Origin of the sequence: Pseudomonas sp. Irchel 3A7 (assembly GCF_900187565.1) — a bacterium.
Lineage (GTDB): Bacteria > Pseudomonadota > Gammaproteobacteria > Pseudomonadales > Pseudomonadaceae > Aquipseudomonas.
The window spans coordinates 183,412-208,607 of the sequence record NZ_FYED01000010.1 but is presented as its reverse complement, the minus strand read 5'-3'; the positions used below and the strand labels follow the sequence as shown (position 1 = coordinate 208,607).

Genomic DNA, 25,196 nt, shown 5'->3' with positions numbered 1-25,196 from the left:
TGTCTGCGCGCGAAAAAGGACCACGGACTTCATGTACACCTATAACAACAATTACTACACCGCCACGATGCACGACACGACTGAGCGCGCGCCGCTGTCAGGCAACGCTCAGGCCGATGTCTGCATCATCGGTGCAGGCCTGGCGGGGCTGAGCACAGCCTGGGAACTGTTATCGCGAGGTCGGTCCGTGGTGCTGCTCGACGCCGGCCGTGTTGCGTGGGGAGCGTCCGGCCGTAACGGCGGCTTTGTCCTCCAGGGCTGGTCCGAAGGCTTGTCTTCCATCGAGCGACGCTGCGGAAAACCGACAGCCACCGCGCTATTCAAACTGTCGCTCGAAGGTGTCGACACCGTTCGCGACATGATCGCCCGTCATCAGCTGCCAGGTTGCGCACCAACGCCTGGAAAATTGAGCGTGGTGCGCTACGAGGATGGCGATAACCTCAAGCGCCTGCGCGACAGGATGGCGACGGATTTCGACTTCCACCTCGACTACCTGGATCGCAACGCCGTGCGTGAAAAGCTCAAGACCGACAGGTACTTCCAGGCGCTGCGCGATAATCATGGATTTCACTTCCACCCGCTGAACTATTGCCTGGGCCTGGCCCGGCTCATCGAGTGCAGCGGCGGAAAGATCCATGAACAGTCACCCATGGTCCGGGTTGAGAGCCGCAATGGACGACATCGCGTCATTACCGACCGGGGCACTGTCGATTGCGCGAATGTGGTGTATTGCTGCGGCGGTTATGGCGGCCCTGAGTTCGGAAAATTACGGCGCGCCTTCCTGCCGATCGCAACCTACGCGGTACTGACCGAACATTTGGGCGAGCGTCTGGCCGATGCGGTAGGCACCACCGATGCCGTGGGCGACAATCGCCGTGCCTCGGACTATTACCGAATCGTCGACGGCGACCGCCTGCTCTGGGGCGGCCGTATCACCACCAGGAACCTGCAGGATGAAAAACGCCTGGGGCAGTTGCTGACCGGCGACATCCTCGACGTATACCCGCAATTGCGGGGCATCAAGATCGATAAAGCCTGGTCCGGGCTGATGGGCTATGCGCGGCACAAAATGCCTCACATCGGTCCGCTCGGAAAGGGGCTATGGGCGTGTACATCATTTGGTGGCCATGGTATGAACACCGCCCCCATTGGCGCACGCGTCATTGCAGAAGCCATTTGCGGCGAGACTGATCGCTACCGTCTGTTCGATGCCTACGGTCTGGAATGGAATGGCGGCCCCCTCGGCCCGGCTGCGGCGCAAACGGTATACGCCGGTCTGAAGATGATGGATATGTTTCAAGAAACGCGTTCACAACGCAGGGCGACTCAAAAAAACTGAAATCCCAGCGAGGTCAAGGAAGTGTTCATGCAAGCGCAGAATCCCGGTCCGTTGTTTAACCTGACTGACAAGGACAGGCAATTGCTTGGCCTGCTGCAGGACAACGCACGCGAACCCACAGCTTCATTGGCACGCAAGCTCGAAGTCTCGCGGTCTTCGGTGCAAGAGCGGATCGCCCGACTGGAAAAGGCTGGCGTCATCACCGGGTATAGCGTGCGTATCGACCAGAACAGACTCCAGCAGACCATCAATTGTTTCACCATGACCTCCTGCACTAACAAGAGTTATACCGATGTCATGACCTCTCTTCGCAAGATGGATGCTGTGCAGGCTGTGTATGCAGTCTCGGGTGAATCGGATTTCATCATTCATCTCGCCACGCCGACCCTGAGCGAACTCAACGCTGAACTCACCAGGATCAACATGATCAAGGGGGTGGCGCACACCGCTTCCCATATTGTGATGGAAACCAAATTCAGCCGGAAACTGACGGTGTAAACCCGCCCCTGACACCGTCAAACCACATCACCGGCCAGGCGATACTCCTTTACCTGGCCAAAAAAACAAAATCCCCATGTGTTTCCTTCGTTCCTCCTTACGTCGCAGTTCTTCACTGCCCGTTCCTGTACGTCTGGAGTTCTCTCAATGCCTTCGCCCAATTCCTTGCCCGCTGCTTTGCTGGGCCTGGCCCTTGTCTGTCCGGCCATGGCCGAGGCCCAGGGCCTGGAGCTTGGACAAGTACTGATCGGGGCTGAAGACGGCAGTGGCGAAGACGCGTCGGTCGAGGACGCCAAGGCCCGGCTGGCCCAGGTGCCCGGCGGCACCAATGTGGTGGACATGCGCCGTACCCTGCAGGGTCGGGTGGCCGGTAACCAGGATGTACTGGCTTATCAGCCCGGGGTTTATGCCCAGTCTGCAGGCAACGAAGGGGTGAAGATTTCGATCCGTGGATCGGGGATCAACCGTGCACCGGGCGCCCACGCTTCGGGGCTGTATACGATGCTTGATGGCTTGCCACTCACCGGCCCTGGCGGCACACCCTATGAATTGCTGGAACCATTGTGGCTCGACCATGTGGAAGTGCTGCGCGGCGCCAACGGTTTCGACCGTGGCGCGCTGGCCTTGGGCGGGGCCATCGATTACGTCAGTCACACCGGCTACGACGCACCCAAGTTGCAAGTGCGCTACACGATGGGCAGCCATGGTTATCAGCAGCGCCAGGTCAGCTCCGGGCAGGTGCTGGGCGACTTCGACTACTACCTGGCCATGACCGATGCGCGTTCCGATGGCTACCAGGACCACACGGCCAGCGAGAGTCAGGGTGTCATTGCCAATTTCGGTTATCGCTTCAACCCGAACCTGGAAACACGCTTCTACCTGCGCCACCGCCAGACCGACAACGACCTCGCCGGCCGGGTGACCAAGCACTCCATCGAGCATGACCCTCGGGCGGCCAACCCTGCCTATGTGGCGCGCGATGACAGCCGTGACCAACCGGGCAGTACCTTTATCGGCAACAAGACAACGTTCTATCTCGATGACGATTCGAGTATCCAGACCGGCCTTGTCTACCACGACTATCCGATGGACTTGCGCGAGGGTCCCAACCGGCTGAAAGTGGCGTACACCGATGTCAGCGGCACCTTCGACTACAAGCGCCGCGACACCCTCTGGGGCCTGGAAAGCCAAAGCACCCTGGGCTTGCGCGTGACCAGGCACCTGCCCAATGCCGGCGCCAGCGAACGGGTACGAATCCCCAGCGGCAACACAGCCGGCTACGCGCCGGGCACGCCCATGCGCAATTTCACCTACCAGGGTTCAGACACGGTTCTGCATGCGGGCAATGACCTGGAGATCGCCGAGGACCTGTGGCTGACCACCGGCCTGGCCGCCATTTACACCCGCCGTGAAAGCGCTGTGACTTACCCCGAGGGCGGTGGCAAGACCAGCCTCAACGACTGGGACTACGCGCCACGCCTTGGCCTGCGTTATCAGGTGACGCCGGGTCTGCAGCTGTTCGGCAATCTCAGCCGTTCGGTCGAAGGGCCGCACCCGTGGTCGCTGATCTACAGCGCCAATCAGCGGTTCCCGGCCGGCAGCGGCCCTGCCACCGGTACGCAGCGTGATCCGATCGAACTGCAAAACCAGACAGCAACCACACTGGAACTGGGTGGACGCGGCGATAGCGTGGTGGGCCAGTGGAGCCTTTCCTGGTACTACGCCCAAGTGCGCCACGAACTGCTTTCGGTACTGCCGGATGCCAACGCCACCACCCCCTACGAACTCAATGCCAGCCCCACCGTGCACCAGGGCGTGGAAGCCGGCCTGCAGAGCAACCTGTGGTCGCGGGACGATGGCGGCCAATTGAGCCTGCGCCAGAGCTACACCTTCAGTGACTTCCACTACCGCGACGACGACCGCTTCGGCGACAACCGCCTGCCGGGCCTGCCGATGCACTACTACCAGGGCGAACTGCGCTACGACTGGCCCCAGGGCTTTTTCGCCGCGCTCAACACGCAGTTAGTGTCCAAGGTGGCGGTGGATTACGCCAACAGCTATTACGCCGATCCCTATGCGCTGTTCGGTGCAACCCTGGGCTACAACGCGCCCAAGGGCGACTGGCAGACGTGGCTGGACATGCGCAACCTGACGAACAAGCACTACGCCGCCACCGTCACGCCGGGCTACGACGACAAAGGGCTGGATGCGGCACGCTCCACGCCGGGCGAGGGTCTTGGGGTGTACGTCGGGGTGTCGTGGAGCCTGCTCTGAGGGCTTGTACAGCCTCAAACATTCACGCAATCACTGTCGCATACACCGATCGGTCGATATTCCCGCCGGACAGGATCACTCCCACCGTTCGACCGGCCATGGTTTCACGCTCCTGAATCAGCGCTGCCAGGGCCGCCGCGCCGGCGCCTTCAGCGAGGTTGTGGGTATCGGTGTAATAGACGCGCATGGCCTCGGCAATTTGCTCTTCGCTGACCGATACAATCCGCGCCGCAGCCGCCCCGTAGATGGCAAACGCTTCGGCAATCGGCTTGCGCACGGCCAAGCCGTCGGCAAAGGTATTCGCCGAGGCGGTTTCGCATAGGGCTCCAGCCTCAAATGACAGCTTCGCCGCCTCGGCCTCAGTGGAAACCACCCCCACTACCTCGGTATTCAGACCCAAAGCATCGCGGGCGGCGATCACCGCGCAAATTCCCGACCCACAACCAATGGGCACGTAGACGGTGTGCAGGCCCGGTGCCGCCGTGAACAACTCGAGCGCATAGGTGGCCACGCCCTTGACCAGCTCGGTGTGGAACGGCGGCACCAGATAGAGCCCATGCACTTGCGCCAGCCGCGCAGCCTCTTCACGGGCCTCATCGAAATCGCGGCCATACTCCACCACCTCGCCGCCAAAGCCGCGCATGGCATTGTTCTTTTCTACCGAATTTCCCTGTGGCACCACGATCAACGCCCGCAACCCCAGCGCGCTGGCGGCCAGCGCCAGGCTCTGGCCATGATTGCCACGGGTAGCGGTGACGATGCCCTTCGCCTCTGGATGCGTGCGTTTGAGCCAGTGCATGAAGGTAATGCCGCCGCGCACCTTGAAAGCACCGGTAGGCGTGTGATTTTCGTGCTTGACCCACACCGTGCAACCCAGTCGCTCGGCCAACAAGGGCCAAGGGTATTGGGCGGTGGCAGGCATCACCTGGTAAACGTGGCGGGCAGCTTGTTCGATATCATCGCGGGTCAGTGTGTGCATCGGTCATCCCCCTGAGGTTTTGCCCAGTCTAGACAGCAGCGCATCACCCCGGCTTTCAAAAAACTGACCTGACTTTTGTGTGCCCGCTTCACTACTATGGTGTGCATGAGCCATCGAAGCCGCCTGCGGCCCCCACTCCCCTCCGAACCGGTCCGTCGCATCGAGGCAGGCCCCTGGGCGATCGAACTGCTGCCCGGCGCCGCCTACGCGACCCGCTATGTCGCGACCCAGGCGGCGATCGGCTTTGCCTTCGACAGCCAGCGAGGCCTGCACGCCATCGGCAGCGATCGAGTGCAGCCTTTCGACGCCCTGCCCAACGGCCTGGCATTCGTTCCCGCCGGCTGCGACGTACTCTCCGAGTCAGCCAAGGGCGGTGAATACCTGCAGGTCGTGCGCACCGACGGTGCTCCGTTGACAGGGGATCGCGCCTTCAACAATCGTATTGATCCGCAGGCCGTTACCCTCGCGTTGCGCATGCGCGCCGCGCTGTTGCAGGCCTCGGTGGAGGACGATTGGGAGGCCTGGGCACTGGCATTGGCTGAACGGGCGACGGACAAGGAAACCTGGTCGGCTGCGCCCCAAGGCTCGATCACCGGCAGCCGGATGCGCCTGCTCGACGAGTTCATCGACGCGGGCCTCGACGGCCCGCTCGGTATACCGGCAATGGCAGGGTTACTGGGATTGTCCGAAGGCTACTTCATGCGCGCGTTCAAACACGCAACGGGCAAAAGCCCGCACAGCTACCTGATCGACCGCCGCCTCGCCAAGGCCCGAGCCCTGATGCGCGACTCGACAGCGACCCTGGCACAAATCGCCCACGCCTGCGGCTTCAACTCCCAGGCGCACATGGCAACCACCTTCAGGCAACGGCTGGGAGTCAGTCCGGTGCAGCTGCGTGCCGGCTCGAAACTCGGTTAAAGCCCACGGAAGAAACGCTGATCACTGGCCTGTTGGCCGCCGCTTGCGTAAAAATCACCGTCGCCCAGGTTTGATCGCCATTTGTTGTCTGAACACATCCCCCTGTGGGAGCGAGCCTGCTTGCGAAGGACGTCAACGATAACGCAGTCCGTCTGGATGTCCGGGTTGACCCGACTTTTCTCGCGAGCAGGCTCGCTCCCACAGGTCCCCTTACGTCAGCTCAAATCGCTCCAACGCATAATCCTTACCTGCCAAGGTAAGTTCAAAAGTGGTGGCACCGAACGTACCCCTTGTGACTTTTTGCCTCACAAGACGTTTGGCTTGCAGTTGCTTCAGACCGGCTTCAACTTCCAATGTGCTGAGGGAGACAAGCTTGCAAACCGAGTTTAAATTCGCAATTTTTCTGAAGTTCGCATGATAGGCCAAAGCTTCCATCAGTAGCGTCTGGTCATCGGTCAACTGAGGAAACTGAGGGTTGTTCTTTTTGTAAACTTTTCGCTCTATTTCGTGCAACTCGCTGTAGGTTCCATCGGTGATGCGGGCGTAGCAAATCGCTACAGACAGCGTGCTGATTAAAATCGCGATTATCATCAGCAGCGACCAGTTCGGCATTGGCGTTTCCAGCAAAAGCCAATCCCACAAACGTTGCAGCCTGCCCGTGGTATCTGCCAGCAACGTCAGGTCAAGGTGAGTGTCCAGCAGCGTCATGGCAGCCCCGGCGACAAGGAAAATGCCGGCCGAGCAGGTCATAGCCTTGAAGATGAATCTGGAATACTCGCCCTGTGCTGCCATGCTACTTGTCTCTAGTGTAGAAACATATCTCATCAGCATAGCAGTGGAAAAGTGGTCCTCTGGCAGCTGATCTGCAAGGTCAGCCTTTTGGCCGAAGCAGACCACACCGAACGTCCGATTGCGGTTCATTCTTCGTCGATCACAACCACCAAACGCCCCACTTAACGCAAAACTGCGCTCTCCTGACTAAACAATGCGCAGTGGGATCCATATAAAAAATCTCTCAACGATTGAACGCATAACACTCAGCTTTCTTACTTCAAATCGCCTGACGCCCCCTCCCCGCACTGCCAACGTCTAAGCTTCCACAATCACCCCTTGTCCACCAAGGCCCCTCCCATGCCCCCCTCCCTCGCCGACCTCGACGCCACCCTACCCACCCTGACCCGCAAGATCCGCGTACTGGACGCCTTGAGCTGGCCCGAGGGCATCGAAGAAGCCTTCCTGAAAAACTGGCGTGCCGGGCGTGCACAGCTGCCCAAAGTCGAACTCCAGCCCCGCGATCACACCGCCGATATTGCCGCCCTGGAAGATTTCATCACCTATTGCGACCCAGGCCATCCGGCCGGCAATTTTCTCGCCATGACCGCTCGCAGCTATGCCACCGCCGGTCGCATGCTCGGTGCTATTGGTACGCCAGCCTTTACTCATTATTCGTCAGCGTTGTACCGCCGGCCGGACTTCTACTACACCAATCAGAAGCTGAGCATGCTGGATGCGGCGCGTTTCTTTCTCAAGACCACGGACGCCTTGCTGGGCGGCGCGCGGATTCCGCCGACTCGGGCGGATATTCCGGCGCAGGCCTTCGCCGCGTGGATGCAACCGGAGTTGGACCGGTTCTTCGGTGAGGGGCAGATCGAGGTGGTACTCGATGCAACCCTCGCCGCCAAGGCCATCGCCGGGGCGAGCCGTATTCGCCTGCGGGCCAGCGCGCTGTTTTCGGAGCTGGACAAGCATCAGTTGTTGCAGCACGAGGCTTTCGTGCATGTGGCCACGGCGCAAAACGGTGCGCTGCAACCCAACCTCAAAAGCCTGGGCCTGGGGGCGCCGCGCACCACCCAGACGCAGGAGGGTATTGCCACTCTGGCCGAGCTGTTTACGGGGAGCATGGACATCAACCGTCTTCGGCGCCTGGCGCTGCGCGTACTTGCGGTGCAGCAGGCGCTGGATGGCGCCGATTTCATTCAAGTATTTGAAGGCTTTTTGGCGGGTGGGCAGTCCCAGGAGGAGTCGTTCCGCTCGACGCAACGGGTTTTCCGTGGCGCCGACCTGCGGGGTGGCTCGGCGTTTACCAAGGATGCTGCTTATCTGACGGGGATGCTTGGCGTGCATACGCTGTTGCGCATTGCGATCCGTGATAACCGGCCGGATCTGGTGGGGCATTTGTTTGCCGGGCGCCTCAGCCTGGGGGACACGGTGCGCCTTGCCCCATTGTTCGAATGCGGCTGGCTCAAGGGTCCTACTTACGTACCCGCCTGGGCCTCTGACCTGCGGTTGCTCGCCGCCAACCTGGCCTTCTCCGCCTTTATCGCCCGCATCAATCTCGATGTGCTCGATCTGGACGTGTTCATGGCCTTTGCAGACCAGCATGAAAGCGATGCCAGTGCGCTGGGGTGATGTGGGCGGTCTGAATGACCGCGTTGTCTGGGCGTCTTTCGCGAGCAGGCTCGCTCCCACAGGAATGCTGTTCACTTCAGATAATTTTCAGGCAAACAAGAAATCTGTGGCGAGGGAGTTCACTCCCGCTTGAGTGCGTAGCACTCACAAAAATCGCGATGGTTGTCAGGTTTTTGGGGCCGCTGCTCAGCCCTGCGCGAGCAAGCTCGCTCGCCACAAGGATTGGCAAGACTCAAGATTCTCTTAAGTGAACAGCACTCCGCTCCTACAGGAATGCTGTTCACTTCAGATAATTTTCAGGCAAACAAGAAATCTGTGGCGAGGGAGTTCACTCCCGCTTGAGTGCGTAGCACTCACAAAAATCGCGATGGTTGTCAGGTTTTTGGGGCCGCTGTGCAGCCCTACGCGAGCAAGCTCGCTCGCCACAAGGACTGGTAAGACTCAAGATTCTCTTAAGTGAACAGCACTCCGCTCCCACAGGGACCTGCTCGAAACCTGTGGGAGCGAGCCTGCTCGCGATGGTCGTGAACGATGACGCGGACTGTCTGGATGACCGCGTTGTCTGGGCGTCTTTCGCGAGCAGGCTCGCTCCCACAGAAATGCTGTTCACTTCAGATAATTTTCAGGCAAACAAGAAATCTGTGGCGAGGGAGTTCACTCCCGCTTGAGTGCGTAGCACTCACAAAAATCGCGATGGTTGTCAGGTTTTTGGGGCCGCTGCGCAGCCCTACGCGAGCAAGCTCGCTCGCCACAAGGATTGGTAAGACTCAAGATTCTCTTAAGTGAACAGCACTCCGCTCCCACAGGTTTTGCGCAGGTTCTGCAGGCATCCGCTTACGGCTGCCTCAAGGCGCCATCGAATGCCGGCGTCAATCCCGACAACTCCAGTTTGCGGACAAAGTCGCCGAGACGCTGCTGCTTGTAGGCTTCCACGTCGAGGTCGCGGTAGTCGTAGAAGCCCTGGCCATCGCGCAGGCCATTGCGACCGTTTTGCATGTTGTCGGCGATCACCTGTGGCGATTCGAAGCGCGGTGACAGCGCGCCACTGAGGTAGCGCGAGGCGTAGTACAAAATGTCGCCGCCGCCCCAATCGATGAATTCAAGCAGGCCCAGCACCGAGAAGCGCAACCCGAAGCCGACACGCACCGCGGTATCGATATCTTCGGCGCTGGCCACGCCCTCTTCCACCATCCGCGCGGCTTCGTTCATGACCAACGCCTGGATGCGCGGCACGATGTAGCCCGCCACCGGACTGCACACCACCGGTACCTTACCGATCCGTTTAAGCAGTTGCAGCAGTCGTTCGACCACCTGCGGGCAGGTGGCATCGCTGCGGCTGACTTCCACCAACGGCATCAGGTACGCTGGATTGAGCCAGTGTGCATTGACGAAGCGCGCAGGCGTGCTGACCATTTCGCTCAACTCGGTGACCAGGAACGTTGAGGTGGTCGACGCGATGATGGTCGATGCCGGGACATGCGCGCTGACCCAGGCGAAGGTCTGCTGCTTGACCGCGATGATCTCCGGCACCGCTTCGAACACCAGGTCGCACAGGCGCAATGCCTCTGCGGCCTGGGATCTGCTTTGCAGCGTCAGCCGGGTGATCGCGATGTCCGCCTGTTCCGGCTCAAGCACGCCCAGGGCTGCCAGCGTCTGAAGTTCGCTGCGGATGTTGTTTCGCACACGCTCGAAGTAGCCGTGCCGCTCATCCTCGGCGCGATCCTTGATGTCGATGAGGGTGACCGGCAGGCCCGCATGGATGAACGCCAGGGCAATGCCCTCGCCCATCCGGCCGGCGCCAACCACGCTGACGTTGGGCAGCGCGGCGTTCATCAGTTGAAGCCTCTGGAGAGAAGCTCGGTCATTTGCACCCGGTCGAGCTCGGCCAGCCCCAGGTTCTCCAGCGTGCGGCCTTCGGCGTAGAGATCACGACCGGCGACAACCGAGGCGATGCTCAGCAGGCCCTGCGCCACTGGGGTCGGCACACCGGCCCAGCGGCCGACGGACACCAGGAATGACAGGCCCAGGCGGGTGTCTTCGAGCATGTAGCGATGTTTCTGCAGGTCGATATCTTCGCGCCAGTCACCGCTGTCGGTCAGCTTGCCATGGGCACCGCGACCGTACATCCACTCATCGCCTTCTGTGGTGTTGTAGTGGTCGGCCAGGGGAAAGTGCGGCGCACCGTAGGTCAGTGCCTCGCGCACAGCCATACGTTCGGCATCGAGCTGGTTGGTCACACGACGAATCGATGGTTGGGTGCCTTCGTTGTGAATGTCCCAGGCCTCGAAATGCTCCAGGGGACCTGCGTTCATCATGATCAGCGGCGGGTGAATGATAGGGCCTGCGTTCATCAACGCACCGCTCAGGGCGTCTTCAATCGGCTCCACGCTCGGGTAGGCTTCACGCAGTACCGCGAAAGCGTGTTCGGACAGGTTGCCGGGAAACACACCGGTCGGCAGGCGGGTGGCGTAGCCGCTGATCACCAGGTCGCTGGCGCCGTGTTTGCGGACCAGGTAGGGCAGCGTACCGGTTTCAGCGAAAGCGACCTTGCTCTGGTTGCCCGCATCGGCCATGGCCTTGGCGAACACGAAACTGCCGAAGGTGCCCGGCGGCAGGAATACCACCTGCCCGTCGCGAAGGTGCGGCGCCACGTGCCTGGCCAGGTCTTCGTGGGAGGTCGACGGGAGCGGGATGATCACCAGTTGCGCGTCGCCCAGGGCTTCGGCCAGATCGTCGGTGAACGACAGGTTGTCGCCCTCCTGCCCCACGGACAACGTGCGGGTGCCTTGATAGTCCTTGATGGTCAGGCTGCCGATGGCCAGCAGCGCTTTGAGCGCGGCGCTGTCTCGACGCCACAGGCGGGTCGGGTGCCCCTTTTCAGCCATTTCGACAGCAGCGGCGTAACAGCCGTGTCCACCACCCAGCACGGTAATCTTCATGGAGATGCTCCTCTTGTAAGAGACTCGATGCTATCGAGCCGCACCGCCACAGACTCCTCCGATTGCGCAGCCGACTGACGGATTGCGCAGCCGTCTCAATGCTTGCGTCGGCGCAGGGTGTCCGACGGCAGACAGCCATAGCGTTGTCGATAGGCGCTGGAGAAATGCCCGAAGCTGTTGATGCCGTGACGCAACAGGATATCGGTGACGGTTTCACCGGCCCTGCCGTGCTTCAGCGACTCGTGGATCACCGCCAGACGACGGTCGCGGATGTATTCGACCGGCGCCTGCTGGAGGAACTGGTTGAAGCCATTCTGCAAGGTGCGCACCGAGACACCACACAATCCGCTCAAGGTCGTCAGGCTGATGGGTTCGTCGAGGTGTTCCTCGATGTAGTCACGGGCCTTTTTCACGTGATGCGGCAGCGGCGCACGCGTATCGATCAAAAGATCCGCCGAGTAGTTGTGCGGCAATTGAGTGAGCAGCAGTTGCATCAGGTATTCGGACAGGCCGCCGGCCAGGCGCGAACCGTCCACCCCGCTGCCGTAAAGCCGACAGATATAGTCCAGGGTGTGATAGAGGCTGACGACGCCGGCGCCCAGGTGGTCGACGCTGACATCAAAGATCACCGACTGCCGCAGGCTGCGGCCGAGCAGGTGTTGCAGTTGCGTCTCCAGAGCATCACGGTCGACGCGCAGGATCAGGTTGCGGCACTGCCCATCGGTGACGATGCGGCTTTGCGCGAACGGCGAGGAAACGCTCAAGTAGCCTGACTGCATGGCCGCGCTGCGCCGCCCGTGGGCCACCTCGCACTGCCCCTGCAAGGTAATGCGAAACAGGTACTGATCGGCAATGTCGTCGATGGTGATCTCCACCGGCGCGCCATAGCGCAGGTCGAGCAGCGCCGAATCACCGAAGAATACGCCGTTGAGCCGGGTATGGATCGGCTCGTCACGCAGCACATTGAAACTGTGCGGGCACAGGTAGTGGCTGACCTTGTCCTTGATCTCGCGGTAATCGGCCGAGCTGAGCAGGCTGTGCCGTTCGAGCAGGTGTACGTCATTCAACATCAGGGCTTCTCCTGATCTGGAGCACACAGGCCCCGCTCCCTTCAACAGGAGCGAGGCCCGCGCGCCGATCGTGGACTATGACCAATCAAGCCAGGCCCGGGTACTCCCGGGCATAGCTTTCGCGGAAACGGTGGCAACCACGCCAGAGCAGCAGCACGGTCAATGCCGACGCGCCGGCGATCACCAGCGACATCGACGACCCCACCGCCGCGGGCGATCCGAAGTAGCGGTCGGTCAACAGCGCCACCAGCGTGGTCCCCAGACCCAGGCCCAGCAGATTGCTGATCAGCAAGAACACCGCCGAGACCTGGGCGCGCACCTGGTTCGGCGCGAGGATTTGCATCGCCGCCGTGGACGCCGGCATCGGGAACGAGGCGAAGAACATCGCCGGCACCAACAGTGTCACTGACAGCCACAGTTGATCCACCTGCGGGAACAGCACGGCGGGCACCACCATGCCCAGGGCACCGATGACGCCAGTGCGCATGGCGGCGTCCTGATGGCCTTGCTTGGCCAGGTAGTCGGTGAGCCATCCACCGAACAGCACCCCGGCGGTGTTGGCCAGCAACAGCACGGTGCCCAGCATGTAGCCCGCCTCTACCGGCGTCAGGCCGAACTTGCGGATATACAACGCCGGGCTCCAGCTCATCATGCAGAACAGGACCATGGCATAGAACGAAAAGCCCAGGTAATGGCAGGTGAAGGTGGCACGGTGACGACCCAGGAAACGAAAGCCGTCGCCCAACGCGACCTTCCTGGCCCTTCCCTGGGCATCGACCTGCAGGCCTTTGCGCGCAGGGTCACGCACGGTAAGCCAGATCAACAGGCCGACCACGATACCGGGCAGACCGACAATGAAGAACGCCAGCTGCCAGGCCTTCATCGCGCCGAGGAAGGCGACCTCGATGGTGTTCATGTCCTTGAGCATCGCGATCACATAACCGCCGACCAGGAAAGCCAGACCACCACCGACGAACGAGCCGATCGAGTAGATGCCCACTGCGCGGCCGAGTTTTTCCTTGGGGAACATGTCGCTGAACATCGAGTAGGCCGAGGGTGACAGGGCCGCTTCACCGACGCCGACGCCAATGCGGGCGAGGAACATGTGCAGGAAGTTCTTGCTCAGGCCGCAGGCAGCCGTCGCCAGGCTCCAGAACACGACGCCGACGGCGATGATCTTCGGCCTTGAGAAGCGGTCGGCCAGATAGGCGATGGGCATGCCCATGAAGGCGTAGAACAACGAAAAGGCCAATCCGTGCAGCAGACTGAACTGGGTGTCGCTGATCTGCAGGTCGGCTTTGATCGGCTCGATCATCAACGCCAGGATCTGCCGATCCACAAAGGAAAAGATGTAGGCGATCATGCACAGGCCGACCACGTACCACTCGTAGATGTAGGTTTTCTTCTGCTGCTGCAGGACCGCGTTATCGACCTGGATATTCACTAGTGTTTGCTCCTCTTGGAATCCGCTCATGCGCGTAGCGGTGCGCAGAACAACGACTGGAAAGTTGCGGGGCAGATGCAAAGGACAAAGGGTTCACGCATGGTCAGGCCTCTTATTGTTATGGGGTCAAACGTCGGGTGGGTTTACCAGAACTTCCAGGTGTAAGTCGTGGCAAAACGGAATTCGTTGTAGTCGTAGCCGTACTTCTGTTTCACGTCGATGTTGCGCAGGTCCAGCCCCAGGCCTTGCAGCGCCCCGCTCTGCACCACGTAGCTGAGCCCCAGAAAGCGTTCGCTTTCCTGGTTGTCGCTCAGGTTGGCGCCACGGTCCCAATCGGTACCCTTGATATAGCGGGTGTAGAGCTTGAGCCCCGGCACGCCCATCCCGGCAAAGTCATAGCTGTAGCGCGCGCCCCAGGACCTTTCATCCGGACGGACAAACCCGAGGGACGACCAGTGCACCAGGTAAGGTTGCGGTATGTAACCGTTCATCGTGGGGAATACGCTGTCACCGAGCATGCGCTGGTAACTGAGGCCAAACATGTGGGCGCCTTTGAGCAAGCTGAACAAGGCACCGTAGGAACGGTTGTCGATCTCACCGTTTAAAGCATTGCCATCTTCATTGTTATTGAAGTAGCGCAAGTCGGTTTTCAGTTTGTAGCCATTACCCAGGTCGGCCATATGCATCAGGCCAAAATAATGCTGCTGATAAATATCGTGCAGCACCCCGTAGAAATAACTGGCTTGCAGGTTTTTGGTAATGTCGTAAGTTGCGCCGCCAAAGTCCAGGCCATCACTGTCGAGATTATCGGTGGAGCCAAACTTGTACAGTTTCTCGTGATTGGAAGACTCCCGTGTCACGGCCGACCAGAATCGGCCACCGGTCAGTGTCAACCCATCGACCTCCCTGGACTCGACCACGGCCCCTTGATAGATCGTATCCAGTTGCCGACTGGTGTCATCGAACGCTACCGGCAGTTGCGGGCGAAGGTCACCCACTTTCAACTCGGTCTTGCTGTAGCGCATCTTGAGGGTTGCACCGGCGCGACTGTAGTCATCGGCCGTCTGCCGGTCGCTGACGCTATACGGCAGCGAGCCGTCATTGCCCGACGAATCCAGGCGCACGGCATACTGCGCATCCACATCAAGGCCGATGGCCAGGGCCGTGTCGGTGTAGCCGGACGTAAACTGCGCATCGAACCCCTGAGACCAACTGTGCACTTCAGAGTCCGGCGCATTGGTATTGGTGTAGTTACGGTGCAAGTAGAAGTTACGCGTATCCACTTTGAAGTGACTGTCATCAATGACATCGGCCTGTGCCGTCAATGGCGAACAGATCATTCCCAATACACCGGCCATACCGAGCCCGCGGCAAGATTGTTTTACCTCATACATCTAACTTCTCCACATCTGTATGTGCCTGGGGCACTGTATTTATAGGAGCAGGTTCAAACTAAAAGCTAAAAATGCCGGCAGCCGAATACCGTGCCCTCTCGCGCAGGAAGGCGGATTGCATGAGGGACATGAAGGACGGTGGATTCGAGCATGGTCAGGCCTATTGTTGTTATGGGGTAAAACGTCGGGCGGGCTCAAGGGAACAAACGACACGCCTCTTGCCAGCCCAAGATAAGTCAGTAGACGCCGCACCGGTATCGAGAAGAACCGCATCCGTTGGGGGGAAAACTTCAACCCGGCTAAAGGTTTCCCTTAGTCGACCCGAAAGCGCAGAGGGTAAGCCTGTGTTGCCCGGGCCTTCCGGTCGCAAGGTCTTGTTGCTGGATGGACCCTAAACTAGCGACTGCACCGCCTGCCAACCTCCCCGATTGCGCAGGCGACTCTCCAATTGCGCAGCCTTGGCAGGCAGCCTGGGCACTGTCAGTTGTCCGCCCACGATTGCCCTTGTCATGAAATGAAAACTCGCTGTCGTGCGATGCGAGGTGGCCGTAGCCGTTGCTGCCCTAGAGTCGGTGCCAAACAACACAGCGCCCGGAATCACGAGAGCCGCCATGAGCAGATCCACCCGAACGACCGAGACCGCAACCCCCACCCAGCGCCCCCCGGCGACCGGCCGAAAGCGTCGCGCTCGCAAGAATGGCGACCTCCCGGACAACACCCGGCAGCAAGAGCTGATCGGTACGGCTGCCAACCAGACCCTGGCAGGCAACCCGCTGGTCAGCGTGCGCGCGGCGGACCTGGCCAGCTCGGCCGGCTACCTGTTCAAGGCCGTGGGCAAGTCGCCGCTCAAGGCGGGTGCGCATCTGGGTGGATACCTGAAGGCGCTGCGCGGCATCGTCGGCGGCAACTCCAGCATTGCCCCGGACCCGAAGGACAAGCGCTTCGCCGATCCGGCCTGGCAATCCAATGCCTTCCTGCGCGCCTTGCTGCAGAGCTACCTGGCCGGCCAAAGTGAGCTGACCCGCTTCATCGAGTCCACCGACCTTGCCCCGCTGGAAAAGAGCCGGGCACGGTTCGTGGCCGCGCTCCTGGCCGATGCAATGGCACCGAGCAACTCGCCGCTGACCAATCCGGCGGCGCTGCGCAAGCTGGTGGACACCGGTGGCATGAGCCTGGCCAGGGGCATGCGCCAATTCGGCGAGGACATGCTGACCAACCGTGGGCTCCCGAGACAGGTCGACAGCACGCCATTCAAGGTGGGGGAAAACATCGCCACGGCCAAGGGCGAAGTGGTGTTTCGCAACGAGATGTTCGAACTGCTGCAGTTCGCGCCCACCACCGAAAAGGTCTATGCCCGGCCCTTGGTGATGTCGCCGCCGCAAATCAACAAGTACTACGCCATCGACCTGTCGCCGGAGAAAAGCCTGATCAAGTGGATCCAGGACAGCGGCGTGAACCTCTTCGTCATCAGCTGGCGCAATCCCACCCGCGAGCACCGCGACTGGGGCTTGTCCGATTACGCGCTGTGCCTCGACCAGGCGGTGGACGTGGCACGCAGGATCACCGGCAGCCCGGATGTGAACATGTGGGGCTCCTGCTCGGGCGGCATCACCCTGGCGGCCTACCTCGGCTGGCTGGCGGCCCGTGGCGAAAGCCACAAGGTGGCCAACACCAGCTGGGCCGTGTGCGTGCTCGACATGCCCTCGGCGCTGGACGACACCACCCTGGGGCTGTTCACCACCCCGTCCGCCCTGCGCGCGGCCAAGGCCAGCTCCCGACGCAAGGGTGTGTTGAGCGGCCAGGGCATGGCCCGCATGTTCGCCTGGATGCGGCCCAACGACCTGATCTGGAATTACTGGGTCAACAACTACCTGCTGGGCAATAAGCCGCCGGCCTTCGACATCCTGGCCTGGAACAACGACACCACGCGGCTACCCGCCCAACTGCACGCCGATTACCTCGACCTCATCCAGCACAACCCCTACAGCAACCCGGGCACCCTGGAAATTGCCGGCGAATCGATCGACATGACCCAAGTGAAGGTGGGTGCCTATGTGGTCGGCGGCACCACCGACCACATCACCCCTTGGCAGGGTTGCTACGGCACCGCCCGGCTGTTTGGCGAGGACACAACTTACGTGCTGTCCAACGCCGGCCACCTGCAGAGCCTGGTGAACCCGCCGGGCAACCCCAAGTCGTTCTACTACGCGGCACCTGCCGCCGCCGAGACCCCAGAGGCCTGGCTGCACAACGCCGGGGAGCGCCAGCAAGGCAGCTGGTGGCCGCATTGGCGCGAATGGATCGGGCAGCGCTCGGGTGACAGCCTGCCGGCGCCGAAGAAACTCGGCTCGCGCAAGTACCCGCCTCTCTGCCCCGCACCTGGCACCTATGTCATGGAGCGTTGAGGCTGCCCTGTGGGAGCAATGCCTGCTCGCGAAGGACGTCAACGATTACGCAGTCCGTCTGGATGTCCGCGTTGACTCGACATTCTTCGCGAGCAGGCTCCAACTGTCTCGACCGTGCGATAAACGACGGGCAGTATTCATTTGCCTTCGGGCAACAACTCCTCCAGCAACGTTACCTTCCTCTGCAACTGATCCACATGCGCCCTCTCAGCACGTAGAGCCGAACGAAGCTCCTTGTTCTCCGACTCATGAATGCGCGCCCAGCGCAAAGTCGTACGGCAATTGACAATCGTGCCCCACACTTTTTGCAACTTCAGATAATGGGCCAGCAGCAGCACAGTAATCACCACCATCATCACCAGGGCCGCTGCCGAAATCACATCCGTCGTAGTCATGTTCAATCCTTTTGCTAAGTCATTTATTCCGAAGACAGCAAAAGAATATGTAGTGATTTATTACACGTATAGATTGTAGACTTGTACAGGTAAACAAACCACGCACATGGACGGGCCATGAAACGCGCACAAGAGATCAACCAGGTCCGCTGGGATCTAGCACTTCGCTATCGTTTGATCGAAACCGTGGCCTGGTGGGAAGGCCGCCTTACCACGGGCCACCTGATGCAGAGCTTCGGCATCAGCCGCCAACAGGCGTCCAAAGACATCAACACCTATATCACCGAGCATGCGCCCAAAAACCTTACATATGACAAGCAGCTAAAGGGTTATGTACCGAGCAAGCAATTCAAGCCGCTGTTCATCGATGACAGTGCCAATGCCTATCTGCAACTGCTGAACCAGACCCACTCGCGGGCGCCGCATGTAGAGGGACTGGCACTGGCTTATGCGCATACCAAGGTACTGGAGGTGCCGGACCGCACGATTCGTCCGCAAGTACTGCGGCCACTGCTCAAGGCTTGCCGCAATGGCGAGGTGATCGCCATCGAATATGTGTCGCTGTCCAATCCCGTGCCGGAGACGAGGCTGATATCGCCGCATACCCTGGTCTACACGGGCATGCGCTGGCATGTACGGGCTTATTGCGAGAAGAATCGAAAGTATCGGGATTTTGTGTTGAGCAGGTTCCGGGGGGAGCCGGAGTTCGAGCGAATGAGCGAGAACCTGATCGGCGAGGATGAGGAATGGAACACCCTTGTCGATGTGGTCATCGAGCCGGACTCGCGTTTGAAGCTCGAGCAAAAGGCAATCATTGAGGTCGACTTTGGGATGGAGCACGGTGAACTGGTGATACCGACGCGGTGTGCGCTGGTGGGATATGTGTTGCAGCGGTACCAGATCGATCCAAAGAAGCTTGAGCCCAAGGCGTCGGCACAGCAAATTGTGGTGAAAAACCTGGAGGCGCTGAAGCCTTGGCTTTATGAGTAGAGACCATGCAAATGACGGGGGGTCTTCGTATCGCATGAACAGAGGTCATTGGAAAATGTGGCTAAAGGCATATTGACATCATGCACACCCTATGGAGAATCGCAGGCACTTTTGTCCACCAAGGATGGCCTGCTCATGTATCGACGTATCTTCCTGCAATCGGCTCAAGGCTTCGGTGCCAACCTGGTTAGCCACGAGAGCGAACCGATGGTTCGCGACGCATTGGGTTGTACTTATATCTTCTCGTCCATCGGCGACGCCCTATCCCGAGCTTACGACTCGGCCAAGGAAACCGTCAGCGACGTGGCTGACAAAGTGGCTGATACCGTCTCCGATGCGTATGACGCCACCCGCGAAACGGTCGGCAATGTGGCCGATGCAGTGTCCGAAACCGCCTCCAATGCCTATAGCTCCACTGTCGAAACTCTGTCCGACGCGGCAGAAACAGTGGGTGACGTCGTGTCTGATGCCTACGACGCGACTCGCGAAACCGTATCCAACGGCTACGACGCCACTCGCGATTACGTGGGCGACGTGGTCTCCGGTGATAAGGAAATAGACTACCTGAAAGTTCTCGGCGGTGCCGCGATCGGGGTGGGGGCCATCGCGGCAGCACCTTTTACCGGCGGCGGATCGCTGGTCGGTGGCGCCAGCCTGCTTGGCTCACTCGCCGGGGCCGGCACCATCGCTGCTGCCGTGGGCGCTGGCGTTGCCGGTGCTGTGGTGGCAGCGAACCTGGACGGAGATGCGCAAGTACGCAAGGCCGGGTTCGATGCGGGTGTCAAGCAAGCCAAAGCCGAACAACTGGCTGAGATCTCGGTGCTCAAAGACCGCCTCGAAAAAGCCATGGAAAGCCTCAAGGCGGCCGGCACACACTTCAATGCAATCCTCGCCCTGAACGCCGTGGCAGTCGCGACCGCCCAATGCGACGGCGATATCACCCCATCCGAACGGTCAAACATCGAGCTTTTCATCAATGGCCTCGCCGCCGGCGCCATCCCTGAGGCGATCAAAGCCAAAATCGAGTCGATCTACCAGCAACCGCCAACGGTGAAGGAAGCCTACGAGCTAGCGAAAAAATCGGGCATGAGCCTGTCCATCTTCGACGAAATCATCAACCTGGTAGTGCTCTCGGACGATACCGTACACCCGCAGGAAGCGGCCTTCTTGCAAGCCTGGAACAGCCTAAAAACCGCGTAAGGAAAGCGCCCCATGAGCAAGCTCGAACAGTTCAGAAAACAACAGGCCCTGCGCGAGCAACTGGCCAATCGACCGCTGCTTCACGCCGCTGCCGCACCTGAAGATGTAGCGGCACTGCTGGCCAAGCAGGCCGACAGCGCACGTCTCGCCAGCCTGGACTACCACGCCTCGTTGAGCCTTACGCTACAGGCCGCCCCCAACGATGCCCGCGAGCTGCTGAAGGAGATCGAGCAGGAGTTCGACCAGGCTCGAGTGAACGACCTGTTGGCCAAGGCACAGCGCGACATTATCGGCGCCATTGCCGGTCCACTCGGACTGGGTAAGTTCCTTGCGGTGTTCGACAAGGACGGTGGCAACGTTACGACCGTCAACAACGCCCAGCAGGACATCTACGCCAATCCTGACGAAGAAAAATACAACCGCGATCATTACGACAAAGGTTGGAACAGCAACGGCAAAAAGTTCTCCGGAGATAGCAAATCTTCGGTAGGCGCCAGCTTCACCAGAGATCAACTGGACAACAAGGGGCAACTCACCGACGGCTACACGGGCGAAACGGTGATGGGTAAACACACCAGTCCCGACCACATCGTGCCGCTGAAGACTTACCACCAGAACGGCGGGTTCATGCAGTCAAAGACCCAGCGCGCCGATTTTGCGACCGACTCCGAGAATCTCATCTCCACGCAGCGCAGCATCAATAGCTCAATGAGCGATGAAGAAAAACTGGTGTGGCTGGATAAGAACTCGAACGGTCGCAACGTTACAAACGAAGAATATTACGGTATTGATCGCAAGCGCGTAGAGGCGGCACTGGAACGAGGCCAAGCGACTGCCGAACGCCACGGCCCCAGCACCTCTGAAAAAGCCGCCTACTACACCGTCCACGCCGCCCAGACTGGTATGACCGAAGGCTTGAAAATGGGCAGCCAGCAGGCCTTTGGCATGCTGATGGTCGAACTGTTCAGCAGCGCCTTGGACGAGATCAAGGACCTGTACCGCAACGGCCGTCAGAGCGACACCATCCTTGCCGAACTGGGCGAGCGCCTGAATCGCGTAGGCGTCAAAGTGGCGGGCCGATGGGAACAGATGCTGCACAGTTTCAGTGGCGGCTTCATTTCGGGCTTCGTGTCCAATGCCGTGACCATGATGATCAACCTGTTCGTTACCACCGGCAAACGTGCCGTACGGATGATCCGCGAAGGGATCTTCTCGCTGCTCAAAGCACTGAAGACTTTCTTGTTCCCGCCCAAGGACATGACCTTCGCCCAGGCTTCACATGAAGCCTTGAAGTTGCTTGCGGCAGGCGGTGTCGTGGTGGGTGGCGTGGCCCTGGAAGAAGTTGCCGAGAAACTCATTCTCGGGATCCCCCTGTTTGCACCGTTTGCTGGGGTGCTGACGGCTGTGTTAGTGGGGGCGGCGACCGCGCTGAGCATGACGTTTGTCTGCTACCTGCTCGACAAGATCGATCTGTTTGGTGCGGTGCGTGCTGAGCGGGACAAGCAGATGATCGGGGCACTGGACACGCGTATCGATGCGCAGATGACGCTTTCGATGAGCGTGATCGAAGAGTTGGACGGGTACCTGCTGACTGCGCCCTCCCCGGCTTGAGAGCCTGATACTACTGCGCAGGAGCGTGTTTATCGCTGCTCCAGCGCGGTTTGTTTCCTAAACTGTCGAGTGACTCGGCCCATCCCCTGATTGCCCGAACTACTGAAGTTTCGGGCAAACCTTTCGCTGCTCCAAATCACCCACGTTTGAGTTTGGCGGGGGCAAGCACCGACGCCATCAGCGTATCCGGCTCCGCGTTTGTACCTGTTACAGACGCCATCGATATCTGTGCACTTCCCTGACCGGTGTTTTGCTCTTCGTCCAAGCCAGACTCAACAGCACCGAAACCAGGATGATGCCGCCGACGATGACCAGCGACCATTGGATCGGCAGGTGCCACCACGGCGCGACCAACATCTTGCCACCAATGAACATCAGTACGATGGCCAGACCATACTTGAGCAAGTGAAAGCGGTCGGCCATGTTGGCAAGCAGAAAATACAACGAGCGCAGGCCCATGATGGCGAAGGTGTTGGAGGTGAACACGATGAAGGGGTCGGTGGTGACGGCGAAGATAGCCGGGATGCTGTCGACCGCAAATACCAGATCAGTGGCCTCGATCAGTACCAGCACCAGGAACATCGGCGTTGCCCAGCGCAGGCCGTTCTGGCGCACGAAGAAGCGCTCACCGTGAAAACCGTCGGTGATGCGAAGATGGCTACGCAGCCAGCGCAGCAAGGGGTTTTTATCGAGATCTGGCCGCTGGTCAGCGAAGATCAGCATTTTGATGCCGGTGATGACGAGGAAGGCGCCGAAGACATAGAGCAGCCAGGCGAACTCCTGCACCAGCCAGACACCGGCGAAAATCATACCGGCGCGCATGACGATGGCGCCGAGCACGCCATAGAGCAGGACGCGGCGCTGCATCTCTGGCGGCACGGCGAAGTAGCCGAAGATCATCACGAAAACGAACATGTTGTCGATCGACAGCGACTGCTCAATCAGGTAACCCATCAGGAATTCGAGCGTTGTACGCTGGGCCACTTCGGCACCAAACATGATGTGCAGATACCACCAGAGCAGGACGGCGAAGACCAACGCCAGGCTGGTCCAGGCGATCACCCAGGCCAGCGCTTCGCGGGCCGAAACACGATGCGCCTTACGCCCGCCGAAGACGAATAGATCAAGCGCCAGCATGGCGAGGACGAAGCCGATAAAGGCGGCCCACATCCAAGGTTGGGCAACGCTTATGACGGTCATGCCGTGCCCCCTGACAGATAGGCGGTGTTTTCAGTAACGGGCTCGAAGCCGTTGCGCGCGCCTTCCGGCCGCGTAAATGCCGGACACCGCCTAGGCGTTCAGCGCATCTGTTCCCAGGCCATGGACGGACTCAGTGGGGACAGTCACCCGCTTGCCGGCGTGCAGGTATTCGGCCGCGTGTTCGATCTCATTCATCTTCATCAGCAGGCATCATCGCCCACCCCGAATACGAGCCCATGACGCTCCCGACCCCAGGCCAGCGTCCACCCGGCGCGATCGATGGCCAGGTCCAGGTAAAGATCAGCATTGCCGGCAGCCCTTTCGGGCGCAGTTCAAGGGGGCTGGAAGAGGTCATGCTAACGGGCACGTTGCATCAATAAAAATCGTTTATTCTTTGCGAATTGTTCGTTACTAACGAAGTATTGATTGCGATGGGTTGCCGCTGATTGAAAGTTTGACCCACCCTGTCGATTGCAATATGACCCAGGGTGGATTAGTCATGAAGGGAGCAAGTGAATCTACTACTACAAATTGAGCGGATCTTTGGGGGCAAAGCATTTGCCAGGCCACTTTTCAATTCCCCTCCCCTGTTAACAGCTGTGAAGGCATCAGCCGATTTACTGTTTTTCACTGCCCTTATCTCAAACCTGTTGACCGATCACACCCGGCTGCGCAGCCACTGCAGGAAACCTTTTTTCTCGATGGCCTTCGGCTCTTCCTGGGTCATCGTATGGGCTATCTGCAAGCGGAAATCCAGCAACGCCTTCATCGCTTGACACATCTCGTGACGTGCCTCCACGCACGGCTGGAGATAATCCCGTTCGATCCGATACAGATTGCAAAAAGTCAGCGCGGCGAACTCCGCCGGCAGCGCTGTTCCCGAGACGATCCCGCCTTCACCGATCACCTCCCCCGGCCCCATGCGCCCGGCTTCGAATTTGACGCCTCCACGAAACAAGGCCACCGTCACCACGCCGGACTCAATGATGTACAACTGCGAGCTGACCTGCCCACCCGCCAGAATGACTTCGCCAGGGGGAAAGGACTGCAGGGTCATGTTCTGGCTGACGTGGTCCTTGTCTTCTTCGCTCAAATTGGTCGAGAAAATGCTGGTGTTGTCCAGTAAGGCTCTGGCTCGCGACAGCCGCGCAGGCTCACTCTGTTCAATTGAAGATATCCAGCTGATACCGGCCGCCAGCAAATGCCGGTACGCCAGATCGTACATCTGATTGCGCACCGTACGTTTCTGATCCATCGACAGCACAAAGCCGCTGACTTCGTATTCCACGCCATTGCTCCCGGTACTTTTGATCGTTACCTTGGGAGCGGGTTTGGTCAGCAGAATGCGGCAGCCTTGGGCGGCCCGCTCAAGGGCATCGAAGACCTTGTTTGGACGCACATGCGGGCTGATCAACAAACTGATCGAAACACCAAACATGTCGCTGGGCCGACTGAAGTTGGTGATCTTGGCCTTGGCCGCCATCGAATTCGGAATCACGATCATGCTGCCTTGGGAGGTTTGCAGGAACGTGGCACGCCAATCGATGTCGGTCACCCGGCCTTCGGTGCCGTCGATGGCGATCCAGTCATCGATTTTATAGGGCTTGGTGGTGTTCAGGACGATTCCAGAAAAGACGTCACTGAGGGTGCTTTGCAGGGCCAGACCGACAATGATCGCCAAGGCACCGGACGTCGCCAGAACCCCCTTGACCGGCAGGTTGAGCACATAAGCCAGCGCGGCGATCACTGCGACCAGGAAAATCACCGCGCCGAGCAAGTCCTGGAGTAACCGCCCGGCGTGCCCTACCCGATACATCATCACGGCGCCGATCATCACCGTGAGAGTACGCGCGCCGAACAGCCACCAGATGATCTGCAGCACCGTGTGCGCAAATTGCAGCGGCGCATCATCGATCGAGGGTGCGGGCTCCCATGGGCTCAAGCCTTCATGGAACAACAGCACGCTGTACAACGAAAAAATGACCAAGCGCGCGAGCACTTTCCAGTTGTACCGGTGGGGACCGACCACACGCCACATCACCATATCGATCAGGATCAAGGCCAGGCCCCAGATCAATGGACGTTCAGAGAGCAAGGACAGCATCAAGCACCTCCAGCGCAGTTCAGTGAC

Annotated in this window: 19 protein-coding genes; 9 read left to right on the top strand and 10 right to left on the bottom strand. The window is 59.9% G+C overall.

The window, feature by feature from the left end; translation table 11 throughout:
• The first annotated feature begins 31 nt into the window (after positions 1-31).
• From CKW21_RS18065 to CKW21_RS18055, 3 genes are all read left to right on the top strand, one after another.
• Complete coding sequence (locus CKW21_RS18065; RefSeq protein WP_095195311.1) at positions 32-1,339, top strand: FAD-binding oxidoreductase; 1,308 nt, start codon at positions 32-34, stop codon at positions 1,337-1,339.
• Between the two features lie 27 nt (positions 1,340-1,366).
• Complete coding sequence (locus tag CKW21_RS18060) at positions 1,367-1,837, top strand: Lrp/AsnC family transcriptional regulator (protein ID WP_095195310.1); 471 nt, start codon at positions 1,367-1,369, stop codon at positions 1,835-1,837.
• A 147-nt stretch (positions 1,838-1,984) separates the two neighbouring features.
• Positions 1,985-4,111, top strand: a complete 2,127-nt coding sequence (locus CKW21_RS18055; RefSeq protein WP_095195309.1) for a TonB-dependent receptor domain-containing protein — start codon at positions 1,985-1,987, stop codon at positions 4,109-4,111.
• 22 nt (positions 4,112-4,133) lie between these two features.
• On the opposite strand, the gene CKW21_RS18050 is transcribed toward CKW21_RS18055, so the two are convergent.
• Complete coding sequence (locus CKW21_RS18050) at positions 4,134-5,090, bottom strand: threonine dehydratase (protein ID WP_095195308.1); 957 nt, start codon at positions 5,088-5,090, stop codon at positions 4,134-4,136.
• Between the two features lie 96 nt (positions 5,091-5,186).
• On the opposite strand from CKW21_RS18050, the gene CKW21_RS18045 reads away from it, so the two are divergent.
• Positions 5,187-6,008, top strand: a complete 822-nt coding sequence (locus CKW21_RS18045; RefSeq protein WP_095195307.1) for a helix-turn-helix transcriptional regulator — start codon at positions 5,187-5,189, stop codon at positions 6,006-6,008.
• A 210-nt stretch (positions 6,009-6,218) separates the two neighbouring features.
• On the opposite strand, the gene CKW21_RS18040 is transcribed toward CKW21_RS18045, so the two are convergent.
• Positions 6,219-6,800, bottom strand: a complete 582-nt coding sequence (locus CKW21_RS18040) for a hypothetical protein (protein WP_095195363.1) — start codon at positions 6,798-6,800, stop codon at positions 6,219-6,221.
• A 339-nt stretch (positions 6,801-7,139) separates the two neighbouring features.
• Between CKW21_RS18040 and CKW21_RS18035 the strand changes: the two genes are divergently transcribed.
• A complete protein-coding gene (locus tag CKW21_RS18035; RefSeq protein WP_095195306.1) occupies positions 7,140-8,417 on the top strand; it encodes a flavohemoglobin expression-modulating QEGLA motif protein in 1,278 nt (425 codons plus the stop codon).
• Positions 8,418-9,251: 834 nt separating this feature from the next.
• Here the strand turns inward: CKW21_RS18035 and CKW21_RS18030 are convergent.
• The 5 genes from CKW21_RS18030 to CKW21_RS18010 form a co-directional block, all read right to left on the bottom strand.
• Positions 9,252-10,250 carry a 3-hydroxybutyryl-CoA dehydrogenase gene (locus CKW21_RS18030; protein WP_095195305.1) on the bottom strand — a complete coding sequence of 333 codons (999 nt, stop codon included), beginning with the start codon at positions 10,248-10,250 and terminating at the stop codon, positions 9,252-9,254.
• On the bottom strand, positions 10,250-11,356 hold the full coding sequence (locus CKW21_RS18025) for an NAD/NADP-dependent octopine/nopaline dehydrogenase family protein (protein WP_095195304.1): 1,107 nt from the start codon (positions 11,354-11,356) through the stop codon (positions 10,250-10,252). Before CKW21_RS18025 ends, CKW21_RS18030 begins: the two co-directional genes overlap by 1 nt.
• Positions 11,357-11,451: 95 nt before the next feature.
• Entirely contained in the window at positions 11,452-12,426 is a 975-nt protein-coding gene (locus CKW21_RS18020) for an AraC family transcriptional regulator (protein ID WP_095195303.1), read from the bottom strand.
• An 85-nt stretch (positions 12,427-12,511) separates the two neighbouring features.
• Complete coding sequence (locus CKW21_RS18015; RefSeq protein ID WP_095195302.1) at positions 12,512-13,870, bottom strand: MFS transporter; 1,359 nt, start codon at positions 13,868-13,870, stop codon at positions 12,512-12,514.
• A gap of 143 nt (positions 13,871-14,013) precedes the next feature.
• Positions 14,014-15,264, bottom strand: coding sequence for an OprD family outer membrane porin (locus tag CKW21_RS18010; protein ID WP_095195301.1), 1,251 nt, complete (start codon positions 15,262-15,264; stop codon positions 14,014-14,016).
• Between the two features lie 611 nt (positions 15,265-15,875).
• Here CKW21_RS18010 and CKW21_RS18000 point away from each other — a divergent pair.
• On the top strand, positions 15,876-17,669 hold the full coding sequence (locus CKW21_RS18000) for an alpha/beta fold hydrolase (protein ID WP_095195299.1): 1,794 nt from the start codon (positions 15,876-15,878) through the stop codon (positions 17,667-17,669).
• Between the two features lie 137 nt (positions 17,670-17,806).
• Here the strand turns inward: CKW21_RS18000 and CKW21_RS17995 are convergent, their stop codons facing one another.
• Positions 17,807-18,064: a hypothetical protein gene (locus CKW21_RS17995; RefSeq protein ID WP_095195298.1), complete on the bottom strand. Its 258-nt coding sequence runs from the start codon at positions 18,062-18,064 to the stop codon at positions 17,807-17,809.
• A gap of 117 nt (positions 18,065-18,181) precedes the next feature.
• On the opposite strand from CKW21_RS17995, the gene CKW21_RS17990 reads away from it, so the two are divergent.
• The 3 genes from CKW21_RS17990 to CKW21_RS17980 all read left to right on the top strand — a co-directional run bounded on the left by CKW21_RS17990 (position 18,182) and on the right by CKW21_RS17980 (position 21,865).
• A complete protein-coding gene (locus CKW21_RS17990) occupies positions 18,182-19,054 on the top strand; it encodes a YafY family protein (protein WP_095195297.1) in 873 nt (290 codons plus the stop codon).
• Positions 19,055-19,165: 111 nt separating this feature from the next.
• The gene (locus tag CKW21_RS17985) at positions 19,166-20,254 is read left to right on the top strand and encodes a hypothetical protein (protein ID WP_141232988.1); all 1,089 of its coding nucleotides are present in this window, start codon (positions 19,166-19,168) and stop codon (positions 20,252-20,254) included.
• Between the two features lie 12 nt (positions 20,255-20,266).
• On the top strand, positions 20,267-21,865 hold the full coding sequence (locus CKW21_RS17980) for a hypothetical protein (protein ID WP_095195295.1): 1,599 nt from the start codon (positions 20,267-20,269) through the stop codon (positions 21,863-21,865).
• 207 nt (positions 21,866-22,072) lie between these two features.
• Here CKW21_RS17980 and CKW21_RS17975 read toward each other — a convergent pair whose 3' ends face one another.
• Both CKW21_RS17975 and CKW21_RS17970 read right to left on the bottom strand, forming a co-directional pair.
• Positions 22,073-23,065 (bottom strand): TerC family protein, encoded by a 993-nt coding sequence (locus CKW21_RS17975; RefSeq protein ID WP_095195294.1) that lies wholly within the window; start codon positions 23,063-23,065, stop codon positions 22,073-22,075.
• Positions 23,066-23,723: 658 nt separating this feature from the next.
• The gene (locus tag CKW21_RS17970; protein ID WP_095195293.1) at positions 23,724-25,169 is read right to left on the bottom strand and encodes a mechanosensitive ion channel family protein; all 1,446 of its coding nucleotides are present in this window, start codon (positions 25,167-25,169) and stop codon (positions 23,724-23,726) included.
• Between the last annotated feature and the right edge of the window lie 27 nt (positions 25,170-25,196).